Origin of the sequence: Streptomyces sp. NBC_00829 (assembly GCF_045161795.1) — a bacterium.
In the GTDB taxonomy this organism is placed as follows: Bacteria; Actinomycetota; Actinomycetes; order Streptomycetales; family Streptomycetaceae; genus Streptomyces.
In genome coordinates this window covers 6,088,598-6,112,063 of sequence record NZ_CP108867.1, presented here as the reverse complement: position 1 = coordinate 6,112,063, position 23,466 = coordinate 6,088,598, and the positions used below count along the sequence as shown (strand labels likewise).

Genomic DNA, 23,466 nt, shown 5'->3' with positions numbered 1-23,466 from the left:
CGGATAAAACCCGGCAAGGTCGACAATTCCCACCCCTTTATCCACAGGCGAGTGACACGAAGCGGTAACGGCAACAAGAATGCGTGTGTGACACCCTTCCGGAACCTTCCGGAAACGGTGTCCGTGTTTCGGGGTGGGCCGGGCCGTCTGAAGTGCGCCGGCCCGTAGAACGGGCCGAGGAGGGCCGGGTGACGACCTATGACGATCGAGCGAGCCTCACAGATCTGACCACCACAGCGGAGCGTGTCCGCCGGTCGGTGGAGGGTGTGATCGAGGGCAAGCCTGAGGTCGTACGGCTTTCGCTGACCGTGCTGCTGGCCGAGGGCCATCTGCTCATCGAAGATGTGCCGGGCGTGGGCAAGACGATGCTCGCCAAGGCGCTGGCGCGGTCCATCGACTGTTCGGTGCGCCGCATTCAGTTCACGCCGGACCTGCTGCCGTCCGACATCACCGGTGTGTCGATCTTCGACCAGCAGCGGCGTGACTTCGAGTTCAAGCCGGGCGCGATCTTCGCGCAGATAGTGATCGGCGACGAGATCAACCGCGCGTCGCCCAAGACGCAGTCGGCGCTGCTCGAGTCGATGGAGGAGCGCCAGGTCACCATCGACGGCAAGACGTACGAACTGCCCACCCCCTTCATGGTGGTCGCCACCCAGAACCCGGTGGAGATGGAGGGCACGTACCCCCTGCCCGAGGCACAGCGCGACCGCTTCATGGCGCGCGTCTCGATCGGGTACCCCAGTGCGGACGCCGAGCTCCAGATGCTCGATGTGCACGGCGGCGTCTCGCCTCTGGACGATCTACAGCCGGTGGCGCACGCCCACGACATCGTGAAGCTCATCGACGCGGTGCGCACGGTCCATGTCGCCGACTCCGTACGGCGGTACGCCGTGGACCTGGTGGCCGCCACCCGCACCCATACGGATCTCAGACTCGGTGCATCGCCGCGCGCCACGCTGCATCTGCTGCGTGCCGCGAAGGCCTCGGCCGCACTGAGCGGCCGGGACTACGCCCTGCCCGACGACATCCAGGCGCTGGCGGTCCAGGTGCTGGCGCACCGGCTGCTGCCGACCGCGCAGGCCCAGTTGAACCGCCGCACGGCGGAGCAGGTCGTGCTGGACATCATGCAGCGCACTCCCGTGCCCACGGCCGGCGGCGCGGAGACGTCGTACGTGCCGGGCAGGCCCTCCCAGCCGCCGCTCTACGGCCAGCAGCCCGGCGCCCGGAGGCTGTGATGCCGGCCGGGGACCCCGCCGCCGCGGAAGGCAAGGACACGGGCGGAGTGAGGGCGGCCCTGGGCGGACTGACCACGCGCGGCCGTTCCTTCCTCGCCGCGGGCATCGCGGCGGCGGTGTGCGCCTATGTCCTTGGACAGGGCGATCTGCTGCGGGTCGGCCTGCTGCTCGCGGTGCTCCCGCTGGTCTGCGTCGCCGTGCTGTACCGGACCCGCTACCGGGTCGCGGGCAGCCGGCGGCTCTCGCCCTCGCGGGTGCCCTCGGGAGCCGAGGCCCGGGTGCATCTGCGCATGGACAACGTCTCGCGGCTGCCCACCGGGCTGCTGATGCTCCAGGACCATGTGCCCTATGTGCTGGGGCCCCGGCCCCGGTTCGTGCTCGACCGGGTGGAGGCGGGCGGTCGCCGCGAGGTGTCGTACCGCGTCCGTTCGGACCTGCGTGGGCGCTATCCCCTCGGCCCGCTCCAGCTGCGCTTGAGCGACCCGTTCGGGATGTGCGAGCTCACCCGTTCCTTCAGCGCGTTCGACACCCTCACCGTCATCCCCCGGACCGAGGTCCTCCCCGCGGTGCGCCTCGCCGGCGAGGCGTCCGGATACGGCGACGGGCGGCAGCGCTCGCTGGCGCTGGCCGGTGACGACGACGTGATCCCGCGCACCTACCGCCACGGCGACGATCTGCGCCGGGTGCACTGGCGCTCCACGGCCCGCTACGGCGAGCTGATGGTGCGCCGCGAGGAGCAGCCCCAGCGGGCCAGATGCACGGTGCTGCTCGACACCCGGCGGGTCGCCTACGAGGGCGCGGGTCCCGACTCCGCCTTCGAATGGGCGGTGTCCGGCGCGGCCTCCGCGCTGGTGCACATGCTGGAGCGGGGCTTCGCGGTCCGGCTGCTGACGGACACCGGAAACTCGGTGCCCGGCGAGGGCGGCGACGGCTTCGCCGGATCCACGCAGGAGTCAGCCGACTCCGCGGGTCTGATGATGGACACGCTCGCGGTCGTCGACCACTCCGACGGAGCCGGGCTCTCACGCTCCTACGACGTGCTGCGCGGAGGGAACGAAGGGCTGCTGATCGCCTTCTTCGGCGATCTGGACGAGGAGCAGGCGACCTTGGCGGCACGGATGCGCGGACGCAGCGGCGCGGCCGTCGCCTTCGTCCTGGACAGCGGGACCTGGGTGACGAGCGGCGCGGTGGCGGGGGCGGTCGACGACCGGCTGAGACTGCTGCGCGAGGCGGGCTGGACGGCGCTGGCCGTGGCACCCGGGGCACCGCTCGCCGAGCTGTGGCAGCAGGCCGGCCGAGAGCGCAACGAGTCCTCCGGCAGCGGTACGAACGGTTTCTCTGGGGGTTGGTCATGAGCGGTCGCACCAGGCTGGCGCTCTGTGCCTACGCCGCCACTCTGCTGGCAGCGGGCGCCATGCTGCCGCTGGTCGACCCGGCCGGCTGGATGGTGCAGGCGGCGTTCCTGCTGGCCATCCAGAGCGGTGTGGGCGCGCTGGCCCGGCGGGTGCCGCTGGCCCGGCCGCTGACCGTGGCGGTACAGGCGCTCGTCCTGCTGCTGCTGCTCACGGTCGTCTTCGCCCGGAGCCAGGCGATTCTCGGTGTGCTGCCGGGGCCCGATGTGTTCCAGCAGTTCGGCCGGGTGCTGAGCGCGGGCGGCGAGGACGTCGGACGCTACGCGATCCCGGCACCGGTGACCGACGGCATCCGGCTGATGATGGTCGGCGGAGTGCTGGTCATCGGTCTCGCGGTGGACGCTCTCTCGGTGACGTTCCGCAGCGCCGCCCCGGCGGGACTGCCGCTGCTCGCGCTGTACTCGATCGCGGCCGGTCTGTCCGACGGCGACGGCGCGAGCTGGCTGTGGTTCCTGGCCGCGGCCACCGGCTATCTGGTGCTCCTGCTGGCCGAGGGCCGCGACCGGCTCTCCCAGTGGGGCCGGGTCTTCGGCGGGGCCGCAGCCGGGCAGGGTCGTGCCGGCGGATTCGACGCCGCGGGCGGCGGTGCCCTGGCTCCCGCCCGGACGGGCCGCCGGATCGGCGCGCTGGCTCTCGGCGTCGCGCTCGTGGTCCCCGCGGCGCTGCCCGCGCTGGACGGTGGTCTGCTGGACGCCGCGGGCAGCGGGCCCGGAGCCGGCTCGGGCGGCGGTACGATCTCCGCGGTCAACCCGCTGGTCTCGTTGCAGGACAGCCTGAATCAGCCCGAGGACCGCGAGGTCATCCGGTACCGCACCAATGCGACGGACACCAAGGATCTCTATCTGCGCATCGTCGCGCTCGACCAGTTCGACGGGACCGCGTGGAGGTCCTCGGAGCGCAAGGTCAGGGACGTACCCGACCGGCTCCCCCAGCCGGAGGGCCTCAGCTCCGCGGTCGGCGTGACCGAGATCAAGACGAACATCTCGGCGTCGGGCTCGTACAAGCAGAGCTGGCTGCCGATGCCGTACCCGGCTGCGAAAGTCACGATCGGCGGACGCTGGCGCTTCGAGCCCGCCGGACGGACCCTGGTCGGCGACCGCGGACAGAACACCCGTGGGGCGCAGTATTCGGTGACCAGCCTGCTGGTGAAGCCGACCTCGGAGCAGCTTGCCTCCGCACCCCGCGCGCCGGCGAATCTGCTCGGCGAGTACACCAACGTGCCCGACACGCTGCCCGAGCAGGTCAAGGCCACCGCGAAGCAGGTGACCAAGGGCGCCGCGAACGACTACGAGCGCGCGGTCAAGCTCCAGGACTATTTCGCGGTCGGCGGCGGCTTCCGTTATGACACCCAGGTGGCGTCGGGTACCGGCGTCGAAGCGATCACCCGCTTCCTGCAGCGGAAGGAAGGCTTCTGCGTCCACTTCTCGTTCTCGATGGCCGCGATGGCGCGGACGCTCGGCATACCGGCGCGGGTCGCGGTGGGCTTCACGCCGGGCTCCCCGCGCCCGGACGGCACGATGTCGATCGGCCTGCGCGAGGCGCACGCCTGGCCGGAGCTCTACTTCGAGGGCGTGGGATGGACACGGTTCGAGCCGACCCCGAGCCGGGGAAGCACTCCCGACTACACCCGGCCCGAGGCGCCCGGCGGAGGGCCGAGCACACCGACCAAGCCCTCGGAGCGTGCCTCGGCCGCCCCGAGCGCGGCGCCCACCGTCCAGGAGAACTGCTCGGCGCAGGCGAAGCGGCTCGGCGACTGCGGCGCCGCCGCTCCCCGCGACATCCTGCCGCCGGCCGATCCGGGGACCCCGGTCGGGACCGTCCTTGCCGTGAGCCTGGGTGTGGCGGCGCTGGTGCTGCTGCCACTGCTGCCGATGTTGTGGCGGATCCGCACGCGGTCCAGGCGGCTGCGTAGCGACGGTCGCGTCCCGGCGGACGACGGCACGGCGGTGTCGCAGGAGACGTCCGGTGATGTCGGGGCCCTGGCCCAGCCAGACCTCGCGGAGACCGCTGCCCGGACGCTGGCGACCTGGCACGAGGTCTCCGACCTGGCCTGGGACCACGGCATCCTGCCGGACGAGTCACAGACACCGCGCAAGGCGGCCGCCCGCATCGTCCGGCTGGGCAGGCTGGAGGGCGAGGCGGCGAACGCGGTGCACCGGGTCGCTCATGCGGTGGAGCAGGTGCTGTACGCGCCGGAGCCCCAGCCGGGCACGGGACTTGCGGAGGACGCCCGGCACATCTGGTCCGGGCTGCGGGCCTCGGCGAGCCGTGGGACGCGGCTGCGGGCAGTGCTCGCGCCCCGCTCGTCCGTCCGGGTGGTGTGGGCCCTCTCGGCCCGCTGGGCGGCCTTCACGGACCGCTGGGGCGTGCACCGCTGGAGTCTGGACCGGTTGCCGGGACTGATGCGCCGTCCGTCCCGTCAGCGAGGCTGAGGGGGGACGGACGCGGATACCCGGACATGGGTGAGGGGCCGACGCTCGAAAGCGTCGGCCCCTCACCCATGTCCCACGAGCCATGTCCCACGAGCCCGGTCCTGCATGTCCCAACAGCCCGGTCCTGCATGCCCCACGAGCCCGGTCCTGCGAACAGCCGGGCCGTGAATGCGGAAAGGGCCGGAAGTCCGGGAGGCCCGCAGGAAGCCGGACCACGGTTCCACTGCGACCACAACGTCGTTGGGGCGTCTTTCACGGCAAGGCCTTGATGATCAGTGGCCCTGCTCGTCGATGATCAGTGGCCCGGCTCGTCACGGCGGCGCTGCCACCGCTGCTCGATCCGGTCCATCATCGACCTGCGCCGACGGGGCTGACGGCGAGCCGTGGCCGCCGGGTCCCCCAGGGTCTGCTGCTCGCCCGGCTTCGGCGCTTTGCGCCATCCGGTGACCGCGAGAACCGCACAGCCCAGCATGACGAGGAATCCCACCACGCTGATCCAGATCTGCTGCGCGACCATTCCGGCCATGAGGAGCGCGATACCCACCAGGAAGCCGGCGACTGCCTGGTAGACCCGTCGCCGGGTGTACGTACGCAGCCCGCTTCCCTCAAGCGCTGTAGCGAACTTGGGATCTTCGGCGTACAGCGCTCGCTCCATCTGCTCGAGCATTCGCTGCTCGTGCTCCGAGAGCGGCACGGAGTCCTCCTAGTCGTCGGTCGCGGGGGGCGACCGGTATGCGGCCCTTTCAGGATAGGCAGGGAATCGCCCCCGTGAAACCCGCCCTCAATGCCAATTCGCCAGTCCGGGCCGCCATGACGGCTCGCAGGTGCTGAGGCGTAGATTCCCCGACCTCCGATCCGTCATGCCGGATGGTGTCCCTCGATCATACGGGGCGCGGGCCACGATCGGGGGGTCTGTGGCGTACTCCATGTGCGGCTGCGCCGCTGATCAGGCGCGCTTCTCGCCCAGCACGTGGAGCTGGGTCGCGACGGAGTGGAATGCGGGCAGCTCGGCCGCGGCGGCCTCCAGCTTGAGCAGTGCTTCCAGTGCGCCGGGCTCGGTGTCCACCAGGACGCCCGGGACCAGGTCGGCGAAGACCCGGACACCGTGCACGGCACCGACCTCGGCACCGGCGGCACCGACGAGCTCGGTGAGCTGCTCGGCCGTGAAGCGCCGGGGCACCGGGTCACCCGCGCCCCAACGGCCCGCCGGGTCGCTGAGCGCGGTGCGGGCCTCCGTGAAGTGCCCGGCCAGCGCCCTGGCGAGGACGGCACCGCCGAGGCCCGCGGCGAGCAGGCTGAGCGCGCCGGAGGGCCGCAGGGCGTCCACCGCGTTCCGTACGCCCTCGGCGGGGTCGTCCACGTACTCCAGGACGCCGTGGCACAGCACCGCGTCGTAGCTGCCGCGCTCGACGACGTCGAACAGCCCGTGGATGTCGCCCTGGACACCGCGGACGCGGTCGGCCACGCCGGACTCGGCAGCGCGGCGCTCCAGCGCGAAGAGTGCGTTCGGGCTGGGGTCGACGACGGTGACACGGTGCCCGAGCCGGGCCGCGGGCACCGCGAAGTTGCCGCTGCCGCCGCCGGTGTCGAGCACGTCCAGGGCGTCCGTCCCGGATGCCTTGACCCTGCGGTCGAGTGCGTCCTTGAGGACGTCCCAGACCACGGCGGTACGGAGAGAGGCGCGGGGGCGCGTCGGGTCCGGCACGGCAGTTGACTCCTCGGACGGTGCTGCCCCGGTTCGCGGGACATGAACTTCGCGGGACATGAACGGTGAAGACGCAGCCCACCCTATTGCCTCGGCCGGCCCGACCGGCCCTCCGTCTCACCCCGCGGCGTCCCCCGTCCCGCCGAGCCCGGCCCGCCGCTCCTTGCGCGGGTCGGATTGAAGGTCCGCGGGCTGTTCCGCCCGCGGTTCCGCACTTGGTTCCGTCCTTGGTTCCGTCCGCGGCTGCGGCAGCACGGGCTGGAGCACGAGCATGCGCTCCACGAGGCGGAGAAACATGGCCGCATCGCGCAGCAGATCGTCGGCGTCGCGGCTGCTCGCCGCTCCCTGTATGCCGGCCTCGGCTCGCGCCCTGCGCCGGGCGCCCGAGGCGAACAGGGCGCTCCACTCGGACAGTTCGGGTGCTGTTTCGGGCAGGACTTCCCAGGCACTTCGGATGCGCTGCCTGCGCCGCTCGCCGGTCTCCGGCCGACCGCGTGCGGCGAGGACGGCGGCCGCGGTGCGCAGGGCGGCCAGATGCGCCGTGGCATACCGCTCGTTGGGCGTTTCGAGAGTGGCTGCCTCGTCCAGTCCCGTGCGGGCCTGGGCAAGGAGGTCGAGGGCGGCGGGCGGTGCCGAGGCCCGCCGCAGGACGGGATGCACGTCGTTCGCAGGTCCGGTCGGTGAGGGGGCAGGGCCGGTGGCGCGGCGCCGGTGTGCGGCGGTTGCGTACGAGCTGGCCATGACGAACCTCCTGTCGTCGCGTGACGGCGCTGTGGCCGTATGTGTCCATCGTGAGGGGCACCACTGACAATCGGCTTCTGCCCCCGGACGGCCCGCGGCTGACCTGCTGCTTTCCGTGTGCGGTGGTGGCCGGGCGGCGCGGCTGTCGTGTGCGCCCGGCTCGCCGAAACGGTGGCTCATATGGCTCCGCGCGAGGGGCCGGATCCCGATCGCTGAAGGGGTCGTTTTGCTTCGATCACGGGTTCGGGGTACTTTTCTGTACTGACTGGTCAGTTTAAAAATGAGGGGAGGGTATGTGGACAGCCCGCACGGGGCGGCCGTCACCGCCGAGGACTTCGGGCTCAAGGGCCCACGTGGCTGGGCGTTCCGCTCGGTGAGCATCGAGGCGGAACCCGGCTCGCTCATCGCGATCGAGGGCCCGTCCGGCTCAGGCCGTACCTGCCTGCTGCTCGCGCTGACCGGCCGGATGCGCCCCACCGAGGGCCGGGCCGACATCGGCGGTCTGGCGCTGCCGAGCGAGATGGCCGGCGTACGCAGGATCAGCGCGCTCGGTCCGGTGCAGGGAGTCAGTGAGCTGGAGCAGGCGCTGACGGTCGGGGAGCATCTGCGCGAGCGGGCCCTGTTGCAGCGCCGCTTCGACGCCTCGCTGCGGGCCCTGCTGCGGCCCCGCGCCGAGCGGACCGCGGCGGCCCGGATCCGTATCGACGAGGCGTTGCAGGCAGCGGGGCTCGACCTCGCCACCCTGCCCAAGCAGGAGCGCACGGCCGTACGCGACCTGGAGCGGCTGGAGGCCCTGCGCCTGTCCGTCTCCCTCGCACTGATCGGCCGGCCCCGCCTGATCGCCGTGGACGACGCCGATCTCAAGCTCTCCGACACCGACCGGGCCGAGGCCTGGAGGCTGCTGCGGTCCGTCGCCGCCGCGGGCACGACCGTGCTCGCCGTGTGCAGCCAGGCGCCCGACGGCACGAAGGCGGTCCGGACAGTCGCCGGCGCCATGGCCGAGAGCGCCGAGGACGACACCGGCGAAGCCGCGCCGGAGACGCCTGGCGGGACGGCACAGGCAGCCCCGCAGACGCCGGGCGGGATGGCACAGGCCGCACCGGACGACACCGGCGAAGCCGCGCCGGACACGCCGGACGACACGACCAAGGACACCACCGAGGAGGGGACGGCCGATGCGCTCGCCGAGACTGGCCGCGCTTGAGCTGAAGCGGTTCGGCAGGGGGAAGCTGCCGGGGGCCGCGCTCGTAGCGGTCCTGCTGCTGCCGCTGCTGTACGGCGCGCTGTACCTGTGGTCCTTCTGGGACCCGTACGGACAGCTCGACAAGATCCCTGTCGCGCTCGTCAACGACGACAAGGGGGCCACTGCCGAGGGCAAGGAGCTCCAGGCGGGCGACGAGATCGCCGGGCGCCTGCTCAAGAGCAAGGTCTTCGACTGGCACGAGGTGAACGCGTCCCAAGCCCGCAAGGGCGTCGAGGACGGCGAGTACTACCTGTCGCTGACTATGCCCGGTGACTTCAGCGCGCGCATCGCATCCAGCTCCGGGGACTCCCCCGAAACCGGCGCCCTTCAGGTCCGTACAAACGACGCCAACAACTACATCATCGGACAGATCTCGCGGACGGTCTTCTCCGAGGTCCGCACCGCCGCCTCGACGAACGCCTCCCGCACCTTCCTCGACCGGATCTTCATCTCCTTCTCCGGGCTCCATGACGCCACTGAGAAGGCCGCGAAGGGGGCCGCCCAGCTCAAGGGCGGGATCGGCACGGCGAAGAAGGGCTCCAAAGACCTCGCCGACGGGCTGAAGAACGCCAAGGACGGCAGCGGCAAGCTGGTCGGCGGCCTCGCCAGGCTCAACAAGGGCGCGGCCGACCTCGAAACCGGATCCCAGCAGGTCTCCCAAGGCACCCAGGCGCTCGCCGACAAGGCCAACGGTGTCGCCGCCGACGTCCGGCCGTATCTCAAGGACAACGGCAAGGCGATCGGCGCCGCGGCCAAGCTCGTCGCCGACGCCTCCCAGGCGATCCGCCACAACCTCGGCATCCTCGTGAAGACGGCCCCCGGCTCGGCGGTCCTCGCCCACAAGTCGGCGGACGAGCTCAGCTCCCTGTACGCCTCGCGCTGCGAGGAGGCGCTGCTTCCCGACCCGGCCGTCTGCGCCGCCCTGAAGCGCGCCAAGACCACCGCGGCCGATGTCGCCAAGGTCGCGGACGACGTCAACGCGCTGGTGCAGAACAACAGCGGCGATCTGAAGAAGCTCGACGCCCAGCTCGCCGATCTGCAGAAGAAGGCGTCGGCCCTCGCCCAGCGCGCTCCGCGGCTCGACGAGGACCTGAAGTCGGCCGTCGGCAAGATCAACGCGCTCAACTCCGGTGCGAAGAAGGTCGCTCAGGGCGCGGACACGCTGCACTCCGGGCTCGGCAACGCCAAGTCGGGCTCCGCGACCCTCGACACCGGGGTCAGCAGGCTCACCAAGGGCGCGGGAAAGCTGGACGGCGGCATCTACAAGCTCGCCGGCGGATCGACCGAGCTGGCCGGCAGCCTCAACGACGGCGTCGACAAGATTCCCGACTACGACAAGAAGGACCGTGACCTGCGCACGCAGGTGATGGCCGACCCGGTGAAGCTGGCCAACCAGTCCCTGCACAAGGCGCCCAACTACGGCACCGGATTCGCCCCGTACTTCATCCCGCTCTCGCTCTGGGTGGGCGCGATGGTCGCGTACATGATCATCCAGCCGCTCAACCGGCGTGCCCTCGCCGCGGGCGCGTCCGCCTGGCGGATCGCGGTGGCCGGCTGGCTGCCCGTCGCCGCGATCGGCCTGGTGCAGGTCGCAGCGCTCATGGCCGTACTGCACTGGGGCCCCGGTCTGAACATGGCGTACGCGGCCGGAACCCTCGGCTTCCTCGCCCTGGTCACCGGCTGCTTCGCGGCGATCATCCAGTGGCTGAACGCCCGCTTCGGGGCCGCGGGCCGGATTCTCGTCCTGGCTCTGCTGATGCTCCAGCTGACCTCGGCGGGCGGCACGTACCCCGTCCAGACCAGCCCGGCGTTCTTCGGCGCCATCCATCCCTTCCTCCCGATGAGTTACGTCATCGAGGCGCTGCGCAGGCTCATCACGGGCGGCGGACTCGGCCCGGTCTGGCAGGCGTGCGCGGTGCTGATCGCCTTCACGGCGGGCGCGCTCGCCCTGACCGCCGTCTCCGCGCGCCGCAAGCAGGTGTGGACTTTCGACCGGCTGCACCCGGAGCTGAGCCTGTGAGACGGGCGGGACCTGTGAGAATCGATGCCATGGACGGCATGGACGGCAGAGACAGCACCAGCACAAGACGCCGGGCGACCCGGGCGAAGCTCTACGAGGCAGCGGTGACCCTCATCGCCGAGCAGGGCTTCTCCGCCACCACGGTGGACGAGATCGCCGAGCGCGCCGGGGTCGCCAAGGGCACGGTCTACTACAACTTCAAGAGCAAGTCCGAGCTCTTCGAGGAGCTGCTGCGGTACGGCGTCGGCCTGCTCACCACCTCCCTCCAGTCCGCCGCGGACGAGACGGCGGAGCGCAGCGGCACCAAGGTCGAGGCACTGGACGCGATGATCAGGGCCGGTCTGGTCTTCATCGACCGCTATCCGGCCTTCACGCAGCTGTACGTCGCCGAGCTGTGGCGCACCAACCGGGCCTGGCAGTCGACGCTTCTCGTGGTACGCCAGCAGGCGGTCGCCGTGGTCGAGACGGTCCTGCGGGAAGCCGTCGAGAGCGGCGAGTTGAGCCAGGAGATCGACATCCCGCTGACGGCGGCCGCACTGGTCGGGATGGTGCTGGTGGCCGCGCTCGACTGGCAGGCGTTCCAGCCGGAGCGCTCCCTCGATGATGTGCACTCCGCGCTGTCACGGCTGCTGCACGGGCGCGTCAGCGGACGCTGAGCGTCCCTGCCGGACAGGGACGCTCAGCGTCCGGCAGGGACACGGCGGGCAGGGACACGGCAGGCGGAGAAACGGCGGGCGGGGCGCACCCCACAGGGGCGCGGCAGCCAGGGACCCGAAGAGACACAGAAGTGCCGGTCCGGCAAGGCTCGATCCCCCCGAGCCTCGCCGGACCGGCGGTTTCCCCCGTGTCCCCGTTCCTTCCGTCCCCCGGGACCGTCCCCGTTTCCCCCGTACTCCCCGTGGTGCCGGAGAACCCGCAACCCCCGTTTCCCCCGTCGGTCTTGAGGTTCTCCGTCGTGCACCCCGGTTGCGTCAGGGGAGCCGCGCCGTTTCCGCCGCCCCGTGTCGGCGGTTCCGGCGCTGCGCCCCCTCCGTGGTCCCCACTCTTTCGTCTGCGCAGGTGGCGCCCCATCCGCGCGCGTACTCATCTCGCCACCTAGGTACGGCTACTCAGCCGTCCGTACTCCTCCCCACCCGCGCGGCCCGGCGTCTGGTTACGATCGCGTCCGTGTCCGTACTCCCTCTCGTCTTCACCAGCGGCTGGGCCAGCGGGATCAACGCCTATGCGGTGGTCCTGCTCTTCGGCGTCTTCGGCGCGACCGGGCTCACGGACGAGGTGCCCGAATCTCTTCAGCGCACCGATGTCCTGATCGTCGCCGGTGTCCTTTTCCTCTGCGAGGCGGTGGCGGACAAGATCCCGTACGTCGACTCGATATGGGACACCGTGCACACCGTGATCCGGCCGGTCGCGGGTGCGGTCGTGGCCGCGCTGCTGGCCGGGGAGAGCGGCTCGCTGCCAGAGCTGGCCGCCGGAGCGATCGGCGGTTTGACCGCGCTGATGAGCCATCTGGTCAAGGCCGGCACCCGGATGGCCATCAACACCTCGCCCGAGCCCTTCAGCAACATCGGCGTCAGCATGGCGGAGGATCTGGGCGTCGCGGGAATCATCACCTTCGCGATCTTCCATCCGCTGGCGGCGGCGATCACCGCGGGGACGCTGCTCCTGCTGGGCCTGGTGGTACTGATCTTCCTCGCCTCCCGGATCCGACGGTTCTGGCGGCGCAGAGCACGGCGCCGCGAGGAGAATCGGCTCGCAGCCGGCGGGGTGGACCGACCACCCTGGTGACCGGGCCGCCCCGGCCGGCCGTCGGCGTCCGCGTGGCCGTCGCCGTCGGCAGGGACCGCCGTCCCGGGGACAGGCCGCGGATCCCCGGCAGATAAGGTCCGGACATGGGACGGATTGCGGTGATCGGCGCCGGGATGGGCGCGATGGCGGCCGCCGCCCGGCTGGCCGTGGCAGGCCACCAGGTGACGGTGTACGAGCGCTCGAAGACGTACGGCGGCTCGGTGGGCCGGTTCGAGCGCGAGGGTTTCGCCTTCGACACCGGCCCAGGTCTCCTGCATCTGCCCGCCGTATGGCGGGACTTGTTCATGAAGACCGGCAAGGAGCCGCTGGAGCAGTGCGTCGAACTCGTCCAGGTGAACCCGGCGAGCCGGCACCTGTTCGCCGACGGCACTGCGGTGTCTCTGCCCAACGCCTCCCGGGCCGGGACCGTTTCCGCACTGGAGGAGACCCTCGGCTCCGGGGCGGGCGAGCGGTGGGGCGCGCTGCTGGGGCGCGCACGCGACACCTGGGAGCGCACCCGGCGGCCGTTGCTCGAGGAGCCGCTGCCCGCCGATCCGGCGCCGCTGGAGCGCGAACCGTACCCCGGGCTCAAGTCCGGGCTGCTGCGGCGCCCGCCCACGACGCTCGCCGAGGTGGGCCGGCGCGAGCTGCGTGATCCCCGGCTGGCCGCGCTGCTGGAGAGCTACGCGCTCGCGTACGGCTTCGATCCGGCCGGCGCCCCCGCCTCGGCCGCGGTCCTGCCGTACATGGAGCAGACATTCGGCAGTTGGTACGTACGCGGAGGCATCCGCGCGCTGGCGGACGCCGTCCACGAGCGGTGCCGCGCACGCAAGGTCACATTCGTCTTCGGCGCCGAGGTCACCGGTGTCATGGAGAAGGACGGGCGGGCGGCGGGCCTTCAGCTCGCGGGGGAGTTCGTCGAAGCGGACCAGGTGGTCTCCGGCGCTCCGGTGCCCGCCCTCTACCGGGACCAGGTCGTCGCGTGGGAGAGCCAGGACGAGTGGCCTCGCCACCAGACGGGCGCCCGCACCGGTCGGGTCACCCTGTGCCTCGCGCTGCGCGGCCCGCGGCCCGCGGACGCCGTTCACCGGACGGTCGTGCACTCGGCCGACCGGGAGGACGAGCTGGAGTCCCTCGCCCGCGGCAGGCTCGCCGAGCGGCCCACGGTCGTGGTGCTCCGGCCCGACGACGACCGGCTGCGTCCCGACGGCGACCACGAGTCGGTGACGGTCACCGCGACCGTCCCGGCGGGGGGCATGCACGCGTCGGAGAATCTGTGGGCCCGTGAGCCGGAAACGGTGGAGGCCTTCGCCGACCGGATGACACAGGCCGCGGAAGCCGCTCTGCCGGGACTGAGCGAACGGCTGCTGTGGCGCGAGGTGCGTACCCCCGCCGACACGTTCCGCGAGACGGGCACCTATCAGGTGCCCGGCCCCGCGCTGGCCGGTGCCCGTGGCGCGCTGCTGCCGGCGGACAATCGCTCACCGCTGCCCGGTCTCCACTTCGCCGGCGGCTGGGCCCACCCGGGCGGCGGGCTCGCGCACGCCGGGATGTCGGGTGCGCTGGTGGCCGGACTGATCGTGGAGGGCGCGGACTTCCGCGGCTCCCGGTGACGGGAGCCGACGGGCGTCAGTAGCGGTACTGCTGCTCGTTGTTCCCGGTGTCGTAGCCGTACTGCGTCGGCTGCTCCTGCGGCATCGGGGGCGCCTGCTGCTCGCTGTCGCGCTGCTGCGGGACCCACACCCCGCCGGGAGGTGTCTCGCCGTACTGCTGCTGCGCATACGGGTCGGCGTACTGCTGCTGGCCGCCGTAGCTGTCGTAGCCGTCGTAGGTGTTGTACTGCTGGCCGCCGACATACGGATCGGAGTACGCGGCGTACTGCTGCTGGGTGCCGTAGTCGTACTGCCCGGCGTAGGTCTCCTGGCCCGACTGCTGCTGGTCGTTCCCGGAGTAGTAGCTGTCGTAGGCGCTGCCGTACTGCGCGTGGCTCCGGCTCTGCTCCTCCGGCTGCTCCTGCTGAGCCGCCGCGTAGGCCCGCTCGCTGTACACGCCGTACGTCCCGGTGTCGTCCGGGAGCGGCAGCGGTTCGTAGACCGGCTCCGGCTGCTCGGGGGACTCGTAGGAGAGGTCGGAGACTTCCAGCGAGGGTTCGCGCGAGGCCGCGTCCGATCCGGCGCCGGACCTGCGGCGTCGGCTCACACCGGGGCTGCCGCCGAGCGCCCAGCCGGTGGAGAAGCCACGGCGGAAGGAGAGCGTGACATAGGTCTGGCCGATCGCGAAGGCGATGGCTCCGAGGCCGATCACCACCACCGAGGGCAACAGGACTCCGAAGACCACGCAGAGGAATCCGCCGAAGGCGAGCAGCCGCCAGCGCAGCCGCGCCTTGTACTGCAGCAGCACCTCACCGAGCAGCCACAGCGCGACGATGCCGAACGCGATATAGAGGACCGTCCAGCCCATGCCCGCCCCTCTCCTTCGGCCGCCGCCCCGGGTCGGGGCGGTACGGCCGCTCACGACTGCTCGTGCAGTCCGAGATTCTCGTAGATTTCGAGCGTCGCCGTGGAGTTGTTGAGCGTAATGAAATGCAGTCCGGGGACTTCCTCGGACAGCAGCCTTGCGCAGAACTCCGTCGCGTACTCGATTCCAATGGAGCGTACAGCGGCCGGATCGTCCTTGACTGCGAGGATCCTCTCTTTCAGCTCCGCCGGGACCGCGGCGTTGCTGAGCTGGGCAAACCGCTCCAGCTGCCGGACGTTCGTGATCGGCATGACCTCGGGGATGATCGGGGTCCGGCAGCCGGCGGCCTCGACCCGGTCGCGCAGGCGCAGATAGTCCTCGGGCCGGAAGAACATCTGGGTGATCGCGTAGTCGGCTCCGGCCCGGCACTTGTCGACAAAGTGATGGATGTCCGTGTCCCAGTCCTGGGAGCGCGGGTGCATCTCGGGGAAGGCCGCGACACCGACGCAGAAGTCGCCGGACTCCTTGATCAGCCGGACGAGCTCGGCGGCGTACCGCACGCCTTCCGGGTGCTTGACCCACTCCGCCATCGGGTCGCCGGGCGGGTCTCCCCGGACGGCGAGAATGTTCCGGATCCCCGCGTCGGCGTACTGGCCGATCATGTTGCGCAGCTCGGCGATGGAGTGGTTGACCGCGGTGAGGTGCGCGACAGGGGTGAGGGTGGTGTCGGCGGCGATCTGCTCGGTGGCCTTGACGGTGCCCGCGCGGGTGGAGCCGCCGGCGCCGTAGGTCACGGAGACGAAGTTCGGGGCGACCGCTTCGACCCTGCGCAGTGCGTTCCAGAGGTGCCGCTCGCCCTTCTCGGTCTTGGGCGCCCAGAACTCGAAGGAGTAGGACGTTTTACCGGTCGCGAGCAGATCGCGCACCGTCCGTGCGCGATCCGACCTGGTCGAAGCAGTACCTAGGGCCATACTCGCAGGTTAGCCAGGCCTTGGGGGTCGCCCAACCGGAGTCCACCCATCGGACATCAATCGCTCACCCATTGGCCTGTTCGCAGTGGGCCCGTATCCGCTTGGCGAGCTCGGCGGTGGCGGCGGCCGGGTCGTCCGCCTCGGTGATCGCGCGGACGACGACGACCCTGCGTGCGCCCGCGTCCAGTACCTGGTCGAGATTGCCGGCGTCGATACCGCCGATCGCGAACCACGGACGGTCGGTCCTCAGCCCCGCCGCATACCGGACCAGGCCGAGTCCGGGGGCGTACCGTCCGGGCTTGGTGGGGGTGGGCCAGCAGGGGCCGGTGCAGAAATAGTCCACGCCGGGCTCGGCGACGGCCGCGTCCACCTCGGACTCGGCGTGCGTGGAACGGCCGACGAGGACCTCTTGGCCCAGGATGGCGCGGGCCGCCGGGACCGGCAGATCGCCCTGTCCCAGATGGAGCACGTCGGCACCGATGGCGTGGGCCACGTCCGCGCGGTCGTTCACCGCGAGGAGCTTGCCGTGGCGCCGGCAGGCGTCGGCGAGGACCTGGAGATGCTCCAGCTCCTCGGCCGCCTCCATGCCCTTGTCGCGCAGCTGCACGATGTCGACCCCGGAGCCGAGTACGGCGTCGAGGAAGCCTGCGAGGTCGCCCTGTTTCTTCCGGGCGTCCGTGCACAGATAGAGCCTGGCGTCGGACAGCGGGTGACGAGCCGTGGGCATGGTGGATCCCCCCGTTGGGTCGGCGGTGGGCGGGCCGGGCCGCCGGGCCTTGCCCGCCCACCGCGCGATGGTGTCTTCCGAACGCCCCGATCAGGGCATGTGGGACGCCGGACTGCTGTTCGGGCCTGTCAGACGGCGAGCGCCTGGGCCCGGCGCTTCACCTCCGTGCCGCGATTCTCACTGAGCGCCTGCGCGGGCGTGCCCGGCAGGGTCGGGTCGGGAGTGAAGAGCCACTCCAGCATCTCTTCGTCGGTGAAGCCGTCGTCCCTCAGGAGGGTCAGGGTCCCGGCGAGGCCCTTGACCACCTTGGTGCCGTCGATGAAGGCGGCGGGCACCTGGAGCGCCCGGTTCTCACCACGGCGTACGGCGATCAGCTGGCCGTCCTTGACCAGCTGCCGTACGCGTGTCACCTCGACATCGAGCATTTCCGCGATGTCGGGAAGGTGGAGCCAGGCGGGGACGAGAGCATCGATCTTTGCGTCAATCTCGGTCACAGGACAAGCGTGCCATCCCGGACTGACAGTCGGTAGCCGACCCCGGCCAGTCCTAGGGGCTTTCGTTTGGATCTTGCCGGGCTCGACCCAACGAAAGGCCCTAGCGGGCGGCCGCCCTCAGAGGGACAAAGGGGTCAGCTGCGAGGTCCGGATCGAGCCGTGCGCCGGACGTTACGAGTTTGCGCCCTTGCGCCAGGTCACGGGGCCTGCCCACGGCGAGGAGCGCGACGAGGACACCCTCACGCAGCCAGAGCACGGACCAGGTGGCATCCGCCGGATCGCCGCGCCACACCATCGTGTCGGCGCTCCCGTGATGGCCCGCGTACTGCACGAAGCGGCCGAACTGCTCGGACCAGAAGTACGGCACCGGGTCGTAGGCCTGGGGCGGTTCCCCCACACCGCTCGCGACGATGTTGGCGGCGACCGTGCGCGGCCCGTGCAGGGCGTTGTCCCAGTGGTGCACGAGCAGTCGCTCGCCGTAGCGGCCGGACGGGAAGGAGGCGCAGTCCCCGACGGCGTACACATCGGGCAGTGAGGTGCGCAGATACTCGTCCGCGGTGATTGCTCCGTCCGGACCGAGCGCGATGCCGGAGCCACTCAGCCAGGCGGTGGCGGGGCGTGCGCCGATACCGACGACGACCGCCCCGGCCGGGAGCCGGCGCCCGTCCTCGAGGATCACCGTGCCGGGCTCGATGCCGGCCACGCGGGAGCGGGTGAGCAGTTCGGTGCCGTACTCCGCGTACCAGTCGGCCATCGGCGCGGTGACCTCGGCGGGCAGCGCACCCGCGAGGGGCCGGTCGGCGGCTTCGACGACCGTGACCGTGCAGCCCGCCCCGCGGGCGGCCGTCGCGAACTCCGCGCCGATCCAGCCCGCGCCGACGACCACCATGTCGTGCCGCCGGGTCAGAACAGGGCGCAGTCGCGCGGCGTCGTCGAGGGTGCGCAGCAGATGGACCCCGGGGACTCCCTCGGCGCCGGGCAGGGTGATGGGCTCGGCGCCGCTGGCGATGACGAGGATGTCGTACGGGACGGGTCCCGCCTCGGTGTCCAGTTCGTGCGCACGGGGTCGTACGCCGGTGACCTCGCAGCCCAGCCGCAGCTCGATGCCGAGCGTCTCGAAGTCGACCTCGAAGGCGGAGCCCTCGGCCGTGCCGAGGAGGATCGCCTTGGAGAGCGGGGGCCGGTCGTACGGCTGGTGGGGCTCGGCCCCGATCAGGGTCACCGGCCCGGTGAAGCCCTGCTCCCGCAGGGCCACGGAGGTCTGCACTCCGGCCATTCCCGCGCCGACGACGACCACGCGCTGCCGCCCCTCGGCCTGTGGTGTCTGCCGCTCGCCTGCTGTCTGCTGCTCGCTCACCCGTCAACCTTACGCATCTGACGGTCAGTCAGGAAACTGGTTCCTCGACCGTGCTCGTCCCGCTGCCCTCCCGGGACTCCCACTCCCAGCTCTCCTCCAGGCGCAGCCGCCCGTCCGCCAGCTCCACCACCGTCGACAGGCAGTGCCCCGAGGAGGTCCCGCCGTCCGTCGTCAGCTGCACATAGCGGAAGTCGAGCCGGTCGCCCTCCCGCGTCCCCACAAGACGGCCGCGGACCACGTCGCCGCCCTCGTACTCGGCCCAGATCCGGCCGTCCAGCTCGTGGTAGACGAACCGGGTGCGGGTGCCCACCTGGCCCGGAGCCTGGTCCGCGACCGGCGAGAGAACGACTCCGTCGAGCGACCGTGCCACAGCGGCTGCTCCCTTACTGCGAGTTGAGGCCTGGGGTTAGGGTGGCCACCGTAAGGCACTCGCGGGAGCCCGGACGCACCGGGCTGAGAGGGAGGCTGGCGGCCTCCGACCGTACGAACCTGATCCGGGTCATGCCGGCGAAGGGAGGGGCTGGAAGCCCATGTCGCGTACGCGCGCATCCGGCACATCACCGGACCTGTCCGACGTCCTCGTCATCGGGGGCGGAATCATCGGCCTGGTCACGGCCTGGCGAGCCGCGCAGCGCGGGCTCCGCGTCGCGCTCGCGGATCCCGAACCGGGCGGCGGGGCCGCGCAGGTGGCCGCGGGCATGCTCGCCGCGGTCACCGAGCTCCACTACGGCGAGCAGACCCTGCTCGGCCTCAACCTCGAGTCCGCGCGCCGCTATCCGGCGTTCGTCGCCGAGCTGGAGGAGGCGAGCGGGCGGTCCGTCGGCTACCGCGCGTGCGGCACGCTCGCCGTGGCCCTGGACACCGACGACCGAGCGCACCTGCGCGAGCTTCATGCCCTGCAGCGCCGGTCCGGACTGGAGTCCCAGTGGTTGACCGGGCGCGAATGCCGGCGCCTGGAGCCCATGCTCGCGCCCGGCGTACGCGGCGGGCTGCGCGTCGACGGAGACCACCAGGTCGATCCGCGACGACTGGCCGCGGCGCTGGTGAGGGCCTGCGAACGCGCGGGGGTGGTCTTTCACCGCGACTGGGCCGAGCGGCTCTCGGTGGTACGGGACCGGGCGGCAGGCGCCGTCCTGACCGACGGCACCGGGCTGACCGCCGACCAGGTCGTCCTGGCCGGCGGCAGCCTGAGCGGCAGGCTCGGGGGCGTACCGGCGGACGTGCTGCCTCCGGTACGGCCCGTGAAGGGTCAGGTGCTGCGGCTGACCGTGCCGCCCGTGTATGCGCCGTTCCTCTCCCGGACCGTACGGGCGGTGGTGCGCGGCAGCGATGTCTATCTGGTGCCGCGCGAGAACGGCGAGCTGGTCGTCGGCGCGACGAGCGAGGAGCTCGGCTGGGACAGGACCGTGACCGCGGGCGGGGTCTACGAGCTGCTGCGCGACGCGCACGAGCTGGTGCCCGGCATCACCGAGCTGCCGCTCACCGAGACCCGGGCCGGACTGCGCCCGGGCTCCCCCGACAATGCCCCGCTCCTGGGCCCGACCGTGCTGCCCGGCCTGCATCTGGCCACCGGCCACTACCGCAACGGCGTGCTCCTCACGCCCGTCACCGGCGATGTGATGGCGAGCGTGCTGGCCGACGGCGCGCTGCCCGACGAGGCGCGCGCCTTCACCCCCCGCCGCTTCTCCCCCACAGCCCTGGAGCGGCACGCGGCCCTGGAGCAGCCCGTGTCCCTGGAGCAGCCCGCAGCCGTGGAGCGGCCCGTGTCCCTGGAGCAGCCCGCATGAACGTCTCCGTCAACGGCCGAGCGTGCGAGCTCGCCACCGGAACCACCCTGGACGCCCTCGTGGCGGACCTCACGCCCGCCCCGTCCGGGGTCGCCGCCGCCGTCAACGAGGCGGTCGTCCCGCGCAGCCAGTGGCCCGGAACCCTGCTCGGCGAGGGTGACCGCGTCGAGGTTCTCACCGCAGTGCAGGGAGGCTGACAGCCATGGCCGACGACCGCCTCACCATCGGCGACACCACGTTCAACTCCCGGCTGATCATGGGGACGGGCGGGGTGCCCAGCCTCGACGTACTCGAACGCTCCCTCGTCGCGAGCGGCACCGAGCTGACCACGGTGGCCATGCGCCGACTCGACCCGAGCGTCCAGGGCTCCGTCCTGTCCGTCCTGGAGAAGCTGAACATCCGCGTGCTGCCCAATACCGCCGGCTGCTTCACGGCGGGCGAGGCCGTCCTGACCGCCCGGCTCGCGCGGGAGGCACTCGGCACCGACTGGATCAAGCTGGAGGTCGTCGCGGACGAGCGCACCCTGCTGCCCGATCCGATCGAACTGCTGGAGGCGGCCGAGACCCTGGTCGACGACGGCTTCACCGTGCTGCCGTACACCAATGACGACCCGGTCCTCGCGCGAAAGCTCCAGGACGTGGGCTGCGCGGCGATCATGCCGCTGGGGTCGCCGATCGGCTCCGGCCTGGGCATCCGCAACCCGCACAATTTCCAGCTGATCGTGGAGCACGCGCGCGTGCCGGTGATTCTGGACGCGGGGGCCGGTACGGCGTCCGACGCGGCACTCGCGATGGAGCTGGGGTGCGCGGCGGTGATGCTGGCATCGGCGGTGACGCGGGCGCAGGAGCCGGTACTGATGGCGGAGGCGATGCGGCACGCGGTGGAGGCGGGGCGGCTGGCGGCGCGGGCGGGGCGGATTCCGCGGCGGCATTTCGCGCAGGCGTCGTCGCCCGCGGCGGGCCGGGCGGTGCTGGACCCGGAACGGCCGGCGTTCTGACGCCCGCGGCCCCGGCGCGACCCGCCGGGGCCCGGCCGGCGGTCCGGCGGCGGCCCCGAGGGCGCTCGGCTGTCACAGGTCGGCTGCAGTACCGCTCCAGTCCCACCCCACCACGTCCGCCCCCTCAGCCGTGGCTCGTAGAATCTCCCGCGTGGATACGACCCTCAAGGACCCCCTGGTCGGGCACGTGCTCGACGGCCGCTACCGCGTCGACGCGCGCATCGCCGTCGGCGGTATGGCCACGGTCTACCTGGCCGTCGACACCCGGCTCGACAGGGTTCTCGCGCTCAAGGTGATGCACCCCGCCCTCGCCACCGACGCATCCTTCGTGGAGCGCTTCATCCGTGAGGCCAAGTCCGTGGCCCGCCTCGCCCACCCCAATGTGGTGGCGGTGTTCGACCAGGGCGCCGAGGGCGCGTACGTCTATCTGGCCATGGAGTACGTCGCGGGCTGCACCCTGCGCGATGTGCTGCGCGAGCGTGGCGCGCTCCAGACCCGGGCGGCGCTCGACATCCTGGAGCCCGTGCTCGCCGCGCTCGGCGCGGCCCACCGGGCCGGGTTCGTCCATCGGGACATGAAGCCGGAGAACGTGCTGATAGGAGACGACGGCCGGGTCAAGGTCGCCGACTTCGGTCTCGTCCGCTCCGTCGGCTCGGTCACCAGCACCACCGGCACGGTGCTCGGCACGGTCTCCTACCTCGCGCCCGAGCAGATCGAGCACGGCACGGCCGACACCCGCGCCGATGTGTACGCCTGCGGTGTCGTCCTCTACGAGATGCTGACCGGCGGCAAGCCGCACTCCGGGGACACGCCCGCGCAGGTGCTCTTCCAGCATCTGAACGAGGACTTGCCGGCGCCGTCAGCGCACGTCCCGGGCCTCGCCGTGGAAATGGACGAGCTGGTCGCGAACGCCACCGCCCGAAACCCCGACGTACGTCCTCATGACGCTGTCGCGCTGCTGGCACACGTCCGCGAGGCCCGCGCGGCGCTCAGCGACGAGCAGCTGGACCTCGTACCGCCGCGGGCGCACCAGGACGCGGGCGCCTCTGCCGACGAACCGGCCCCCGCCTCCCCGGTGTCCCCGGACGACGCCACCAGCGTGATCCCGCGGGTACTGCCCCGCGAGGAGCCCTCGGTGAACCACACCGCGCGGCTGACGATGCCTCCCCCGGAGCCCCCGCAGCGGCCCGCGGGGACCGGCCGCCCGGCACTCCCCCGGCGCGGTGTCATCGCCGCCGTGGTGGCGGTGCTGCTGGTGCTCGGCGTGGGCGCCGGGGTCTGGTACATCAACTCGGGGCAGTTCACCCGGGTCCCCGCAGTCATCGGCAAGAGCGAGAAGGACGCCACGGCCCGGCTGACCAACGCGGGACTCGATGTGAAGAGGGTCCGGTACGACTTCAGCGATACCGTCAAGCGCGGCCTGGTCATCAACAGCGACCCGGCGACCAATGAGCGCATCCGTGGCAACGGCTCGGTGACGATCGTCGTCTCGCGCGGCCCGGAGATCGTCCGGGTACCGGACGTGGCGGGAATGCCGCTGGCCAAGGCCGAGCAGGAGCTCAAGAAGGTCGGTCTGGCGCCCGGTGTCGTCACCAAGGCGTTCAGCGGGGAGGTCGAGCAGGGCGCCGTCATCAGCACGGCCCCGGAGGCGGGCAGCCGCCGCAGCCCCGACTCCGCGGTGGCGATCGTGGTCAGCAAGGGTCAGCCGATCGAGGTCCCGGATGTGACGGGCCATGCGGTGGACGACGCCACCAGCGAGCTCCAGGGCGCCGGGTTCGAGGTCAAGATCGCCTCCGCGCAGATCAACTCGCCGGAGGAGGCGGGCTCCGTCGCCCGGCAGTCCGCGGCCGAAGGCACCGAGTTGGCCCGAGGCGACACGATCACCCTGACGGTCTCCAAGGGCCCGCGGCTGATCGACGTCCCCGATGTCGTCGGCAAGAAGGCCGACGAGGCGACGAGCAGGCTGAAGGAGGCGGGCTTCGAGGTCAAGGTGGAGAAGAGCTTCCCGTTCCTCGGCGACACCGTCGAGAGCCAGTCCGTCGCGGCGGGCCAGCAGGCGCCCGAGGGCAGCACGATCACCATCAAGACCAAGGGACTCTAGCT

General features: G+C 71.6%; 21 protein-coding genes and 1 riboswitch. Of the genes, 12 read left to right on the top strand and 9 right to left on the bottom strand.

Annotation, left to right across the window (positions count from 1 at the left end):
- Positions 1-188 precede the first annotated feature (188 nt).
- Genes OG293_RS27145 through OG293_RS27135 form a run of 3 tightly spaced genes read left to right on the top strand, consistent with a single transcriptional unit; the run spans position 189 to position 5,079 of the window.
- Positions 189-1,235 (top strand): AAA family ATPase, encoded by a 1,047-nt coding sequence (locus OG293_RS27145; protein WP_406001396.1) that lies wholly within the window; start codon positions 189-191, stop codon positions 1,233-1,235.
- Positions 1,235-2,590 carry a DUF58 domain-containing protein gene (locus OG293_RS27140; protein WP_406001395.1) on the top strand — a complete coding sequence of 452 codons (1,356 nt, stop codon included), beginning with the start codon at positions 1,235-1,237 and terminating at the stop codon, positions 2,588-2,590. The genes OG293_RS27145 and OG293_RS27140 overlap by 1 nt, the downstream gene beginning before the upstream one ends.
- Positions 2,587-5,079 (top strand): DUF3488 and DUF4129 domain-containing transglutaminase family protein, encoded by a 2,493-nt coding sequence (locus OG293_RS27135; protein ID WP_406001394.1) that lies wholly within the window; start codon positions 2,587-2,589, stop codon positions 5,077-5,079. The genes OG293_RS27140 and OG293_RS27135 overlap by 4 nt, the downstream gene beginning before the upstream one ends.
- 295 nt (positions 5,080-5,374) lie before the next feature.
- Here the strand turns inward: OG293_RS27135 and OG293_RS27130 are convergent, their stop codons facing one another.
- From OG293_RS27130 to OG293_RS27120, 3 genes are all read right to left on the bottom strand, one after another.
- The gene (locus tag OG293_RS27130; RefSeq protein ID WP_406001393.1) at positions 5,375-5,773 is read right to left on the bottom strand and encodes a DUF3040 domain-containing protein; all 399 of its coding nucleotides are present in this window, start codon (positions 5,771-5,773) and stop codon (positions 5,375-5,377) included.
- Positions 5,774-6,025: 252 nt separating this feature from the next.
- Positions 6,026-6,784, bottom strand: a complete 759-nt coding sequence (locus OG293_RS27125; protein WP_406001392.1) for a class I SAM-dependent methyltransferase — start codon at positions 6,782-6,784, stop codon at positions 6,026-6,028.
- 117 nt (positions 6,785-6,901) lie between these two features.
- Positions 6,902-7,525 carry an SAV_6107 family HEPN domain-containing protein gene (locus OG293_RS27120; RefSeq protein WP_406001391.1) on the bottom strand — a complete coding sequence of 208 codons (624 nt, stop codon included), beginning with the start codon at positions 7,523-7,525 and terminating at the stop codon, positions 6,902-6,904.
- 295 nt (positions 7,526-7,820) lie between these two features.
- Between OG293_RS27120 and OG293_RS27115 the strand changes: the two genes are divergently transcribed.
- The 5 genes from OG293_RS27115 (at position 7,821) to OG293_RS27095 (ending at position 14,186) form a co-directional block, all read left to right on the top strand.
- Positions 7,821-8,729, top strand: a complete 909-nt coding sequence (locus OG293_RS27115) for an ATP-binding cassette domain-containing protein (protein WP_406001390.1) — start codon at positions 7,821-7,823, stop codon at positions 8,727-8,729.
- Positions 8,701-10,788 carry a YhgE/Pip family protein gene (locus OG293_RS27110; protein WP_406001389.1) on the top strand — a complete coding sequence of 696 codons (2,088 nt, stop codon included), beginning with the start codon at positions 8,701-8,703 and terminating at the stop codon, positions 10,786-10,788. Before OG293_RS27115 ends, OG293_RS27110 begins: the two co-directional genes overlap by 29 nt.
- Before the next feature lie 38 nt (positions 10,789-10,826).
- Entirely contained in the window at positions 10,827-11,444 is a 618-nt protein-coding gene (locus OG293_RS27105) for a TetR/AcrR family transcriptional regulator (protein ID WP_406001388.1), read from the top strand.
- Between the two features lie 511 nt (positions 11,445-11,955).
- Positions 11,956-12,573, top strand: a complete 618-nt coding sequence (locus OG293_RS27100; RefSeq protein WP_406001387.1) for a DUF4126 domain-containing protein — start codon at positions 11,956-11,958, stop codon at positions 12,571-12,573.
- Positions 12,574-12,677: 104 nt separating this feature from the next.
- Positions 12,678-14,186, top strand: a complete 1,509-nt coding sequence (locus tag OG293_RS27095) for a phytoene desaturase family protein (RefSeq protein ID WP_406001386.1) — start codon at positions 12,678-12,680, stop codon at positions 14,184-14,186.
- Positions 14,187-14,202: 16 nt separating this feature from the next.
- On the opposite strand, the gene OG293_RS27090 is transcribed toward OG293_RS27095, so the two are convergent.
- The 6 genes from OG293_RS27090 to OG293_RS27065 form a co-directional block, all read right to left on the bottom strand.
- On the bottom strand, positions 14,203-15,033 hold the full coding sequence (locus OG293_RS27090) for a hypothetical protein (RefSeq protein WP_406001385.1): 831 nt from the start codon (positions 15,031-15,033) through the stop codon (positions 14,203-14,205).
- 50 nt (positions 15,034-15,083) lie between these two features.
- The gene (gene metF, locus OG293_RS27085; protein ID WP_406001384.1) at positions 15,084-16,001 is read right to left on the bottom strand and encodes a methylenetetrahydrofolate reductase [NAD(P)H]; all 918 of its coding nucleotides are present in this window, start codon (positions 15,999-16,001) and stop codon (positions 15,084-15,086) included.
- A gap of 64 nt (positions 16,002-16,065) precedes the next feature.
- The gene (gene thiE / locus OG293_RS27080) at positions 16,066-16,728 is read right to left on the bottom strand and encodes a thiamine phosphate synthase (RefSeq protein ID WP_406001383.1); all 663 of its coding nucleotides are present in this window, start codon (positions 16,726-16,728) and stop codon (positions 16,066-16,068) included.
- 128 nt (positions 16,729-16,856) lie between these two features.
- Positions 16,857-17,222, bottom strand: a complete 366-nt coding sequence (locus tag OG293_RS27075) for an Rv2175c family DNA-binding protein (protein ID WP_406001382.1) — start codon at positions 17,220-17,222, stop codon at positions 16,857-16,859.
- 100 nt (positions 17,223-17,322) lie between these two features.
- The gene (locus OG293_RS27070) at positions 17,323-18,579 is read right to left on the bottom strand and encodes an NAD(P)/FAD-dependent oxidoreductase (RefSeq protein WP_406001381.1); all 1,257 of its coding nucleotides are present in this window, start codon (positions 18,577-18,579) and stop codon (positions 17,323-17,325) included.
- A 28-nt stretch (positions 18,580-18,607) separates the two neighbouring features.
- Positions 18,608-18,949 (bottom strand): hypothetical protein, encoded by a 342-nt coding sequence (locus OG293_RS27065; RefSeq protein WP_406001380.1) that lies wholly within the window; start codon positions 18,947-18,949, stop codon positions 18,608-18,610.
- Between the two features lie 51 nt (positions 18,950-19,000).
- A riboswitch (TPP riboswitch) is annotated at positions 19,001-19,112 on the top strand.
- On the opposite strand from OG293_RS27065, the gene thiO reads away from it, so the two are divergent.
- The 4 genes from thiO (at position 19,110) to pknB (ending at position 23,464) form a co-directional block, all read left to right on the top strand.
- Entirely contained in the window at positions 19,110-20,366 is a 1,257-nt protein-coding gene (gene thiO, locus OG293_RS27060; protein ID WP_406001379.1) for a glycine oxidase ThiO, read from the top strand. It overlaps the preceding riboswitch by 3 nt.
- Positions 20,363-20,563 (top strand): sulfur carrier protein ThiS, encoded by a 201-nt coding sequence (gene thiS / locus OG293_RS27055; protein ID WP_406001378.1) that lies wholly within the window; start codon positions 20,363-20,365, stop codon positions 20,561-20,563. Before thiO ends, thiS begins: the two co-directional genes overlap by 4 nt.
- 5 nt (positions 20,564-20,568) lie before the next feature.
- Positions 20,569-21,363: a thiazole synthase gene (locus OG293_RS27050; RefSeq protein ID WP_406001377.1), complete on the top strand. Its 795-nt coding sequence runs from the start codon at positions 20,569-20,571 to the stop codon at positions 21,361-21,363.
- A 151-nt stretch (positions 21,364-21,514) separates the two neighbouring features.
- Positions 21,515-23,464 carry a Stk1 family PASTA domain-containing Ser/Thr kinase gene (gene pknB, locus OG293_RS27045; RefSeq protein WP_406001376.1) on the top strand — a complete coding sequence of 650 codons (1,950 nt, stop codon included), beginning with the start codon at positions 21,515-21,517 and terminating at the stop codon, positions 23,462-23,464.
- The last annotated feature ends 2 nt before the right edge of the window (positions 23,465-23,466 follow it).

Coding starts and splice junctions, on each gene's coding strand:
- OG293_RS27140 (WP_406001395.1), top strand. CDS start 1,235: ATGCCGGCCGGGGACCCCGCCGCCGCGGAAGGCAAGGACACGGGCGGA.
- OG293_RS27135 (WP_406001394.1), top strand. CDS start 2,587: ATGAGCGGTCGCACCAGGCTGGCGCTCTGTGCCTACGCCGCCACTCTG.
- OG293_RS27120 (WP_406001391.1), bottom strand. CDS start 7,525: ATGGCCAGCTCGTACGCAACCGCCGCACACCGGCGCCGCGCCACCGGC.
- OG293_RS27110 (WP_406001389.1), top strand. CDS start 8,701: ATGCGCTCGCCGAGACTGGCCGCGCTTGAGCTGAAGCGGTTCGGCAGG.
- OG293_RS27105 (WP_406001388.1), top strand. CDS start 10,827: ATGGACGGCAGAGACAGCACCAGCACAAGACGCCGGGCGACCCGGGCG.
- OG293_RS27095 (WP_406001386.1), top strand. CDS start 12,678: ATGGGACGGATTGCGGTGATCGGCGCCGGGATGGGCGCGATGGCGGCC.
- OG293_RS27090 (WP_406001385.1), bottom strand. CDS start 15,033: ATGGGCTGGACGGTCCTCTATATCGCGTTCGGCATCGTCGCGCTGTGG.
- metF (WP_406001384.1), bottom strand. CDS start 16,001: ATGGCCCTAGGTACTGCTTCGACCAGGTCGGATCGCGCACGGACGGTG.
- thiE (WP_406001383.1), bottom strand. CDS start 16,728: ATGCCCACGGCTCGTCACCCGCTGTCCGACGCCAGGCTCTATCTGTGC.
- thiO (WP_406001379.1), top strand. CDS start 19,110: ATGTCGCGTACGCGCGCATCCGGCACATCACCGGACCTGTCCGACGTC.
- thiS (WP_406001378.1), top strand. CDS start 20,363: ATGAACGTCTCCGTCAACGGCCGAGCGTGCGAGCTCGCCACCGGAACC.
- OG293_RS27050 (WP_406001377.1), top strand. CDS start 20,569: ATGGCCGACGACCGCCTCACCATCGGCGACACCACGTTCAACTCCCGG.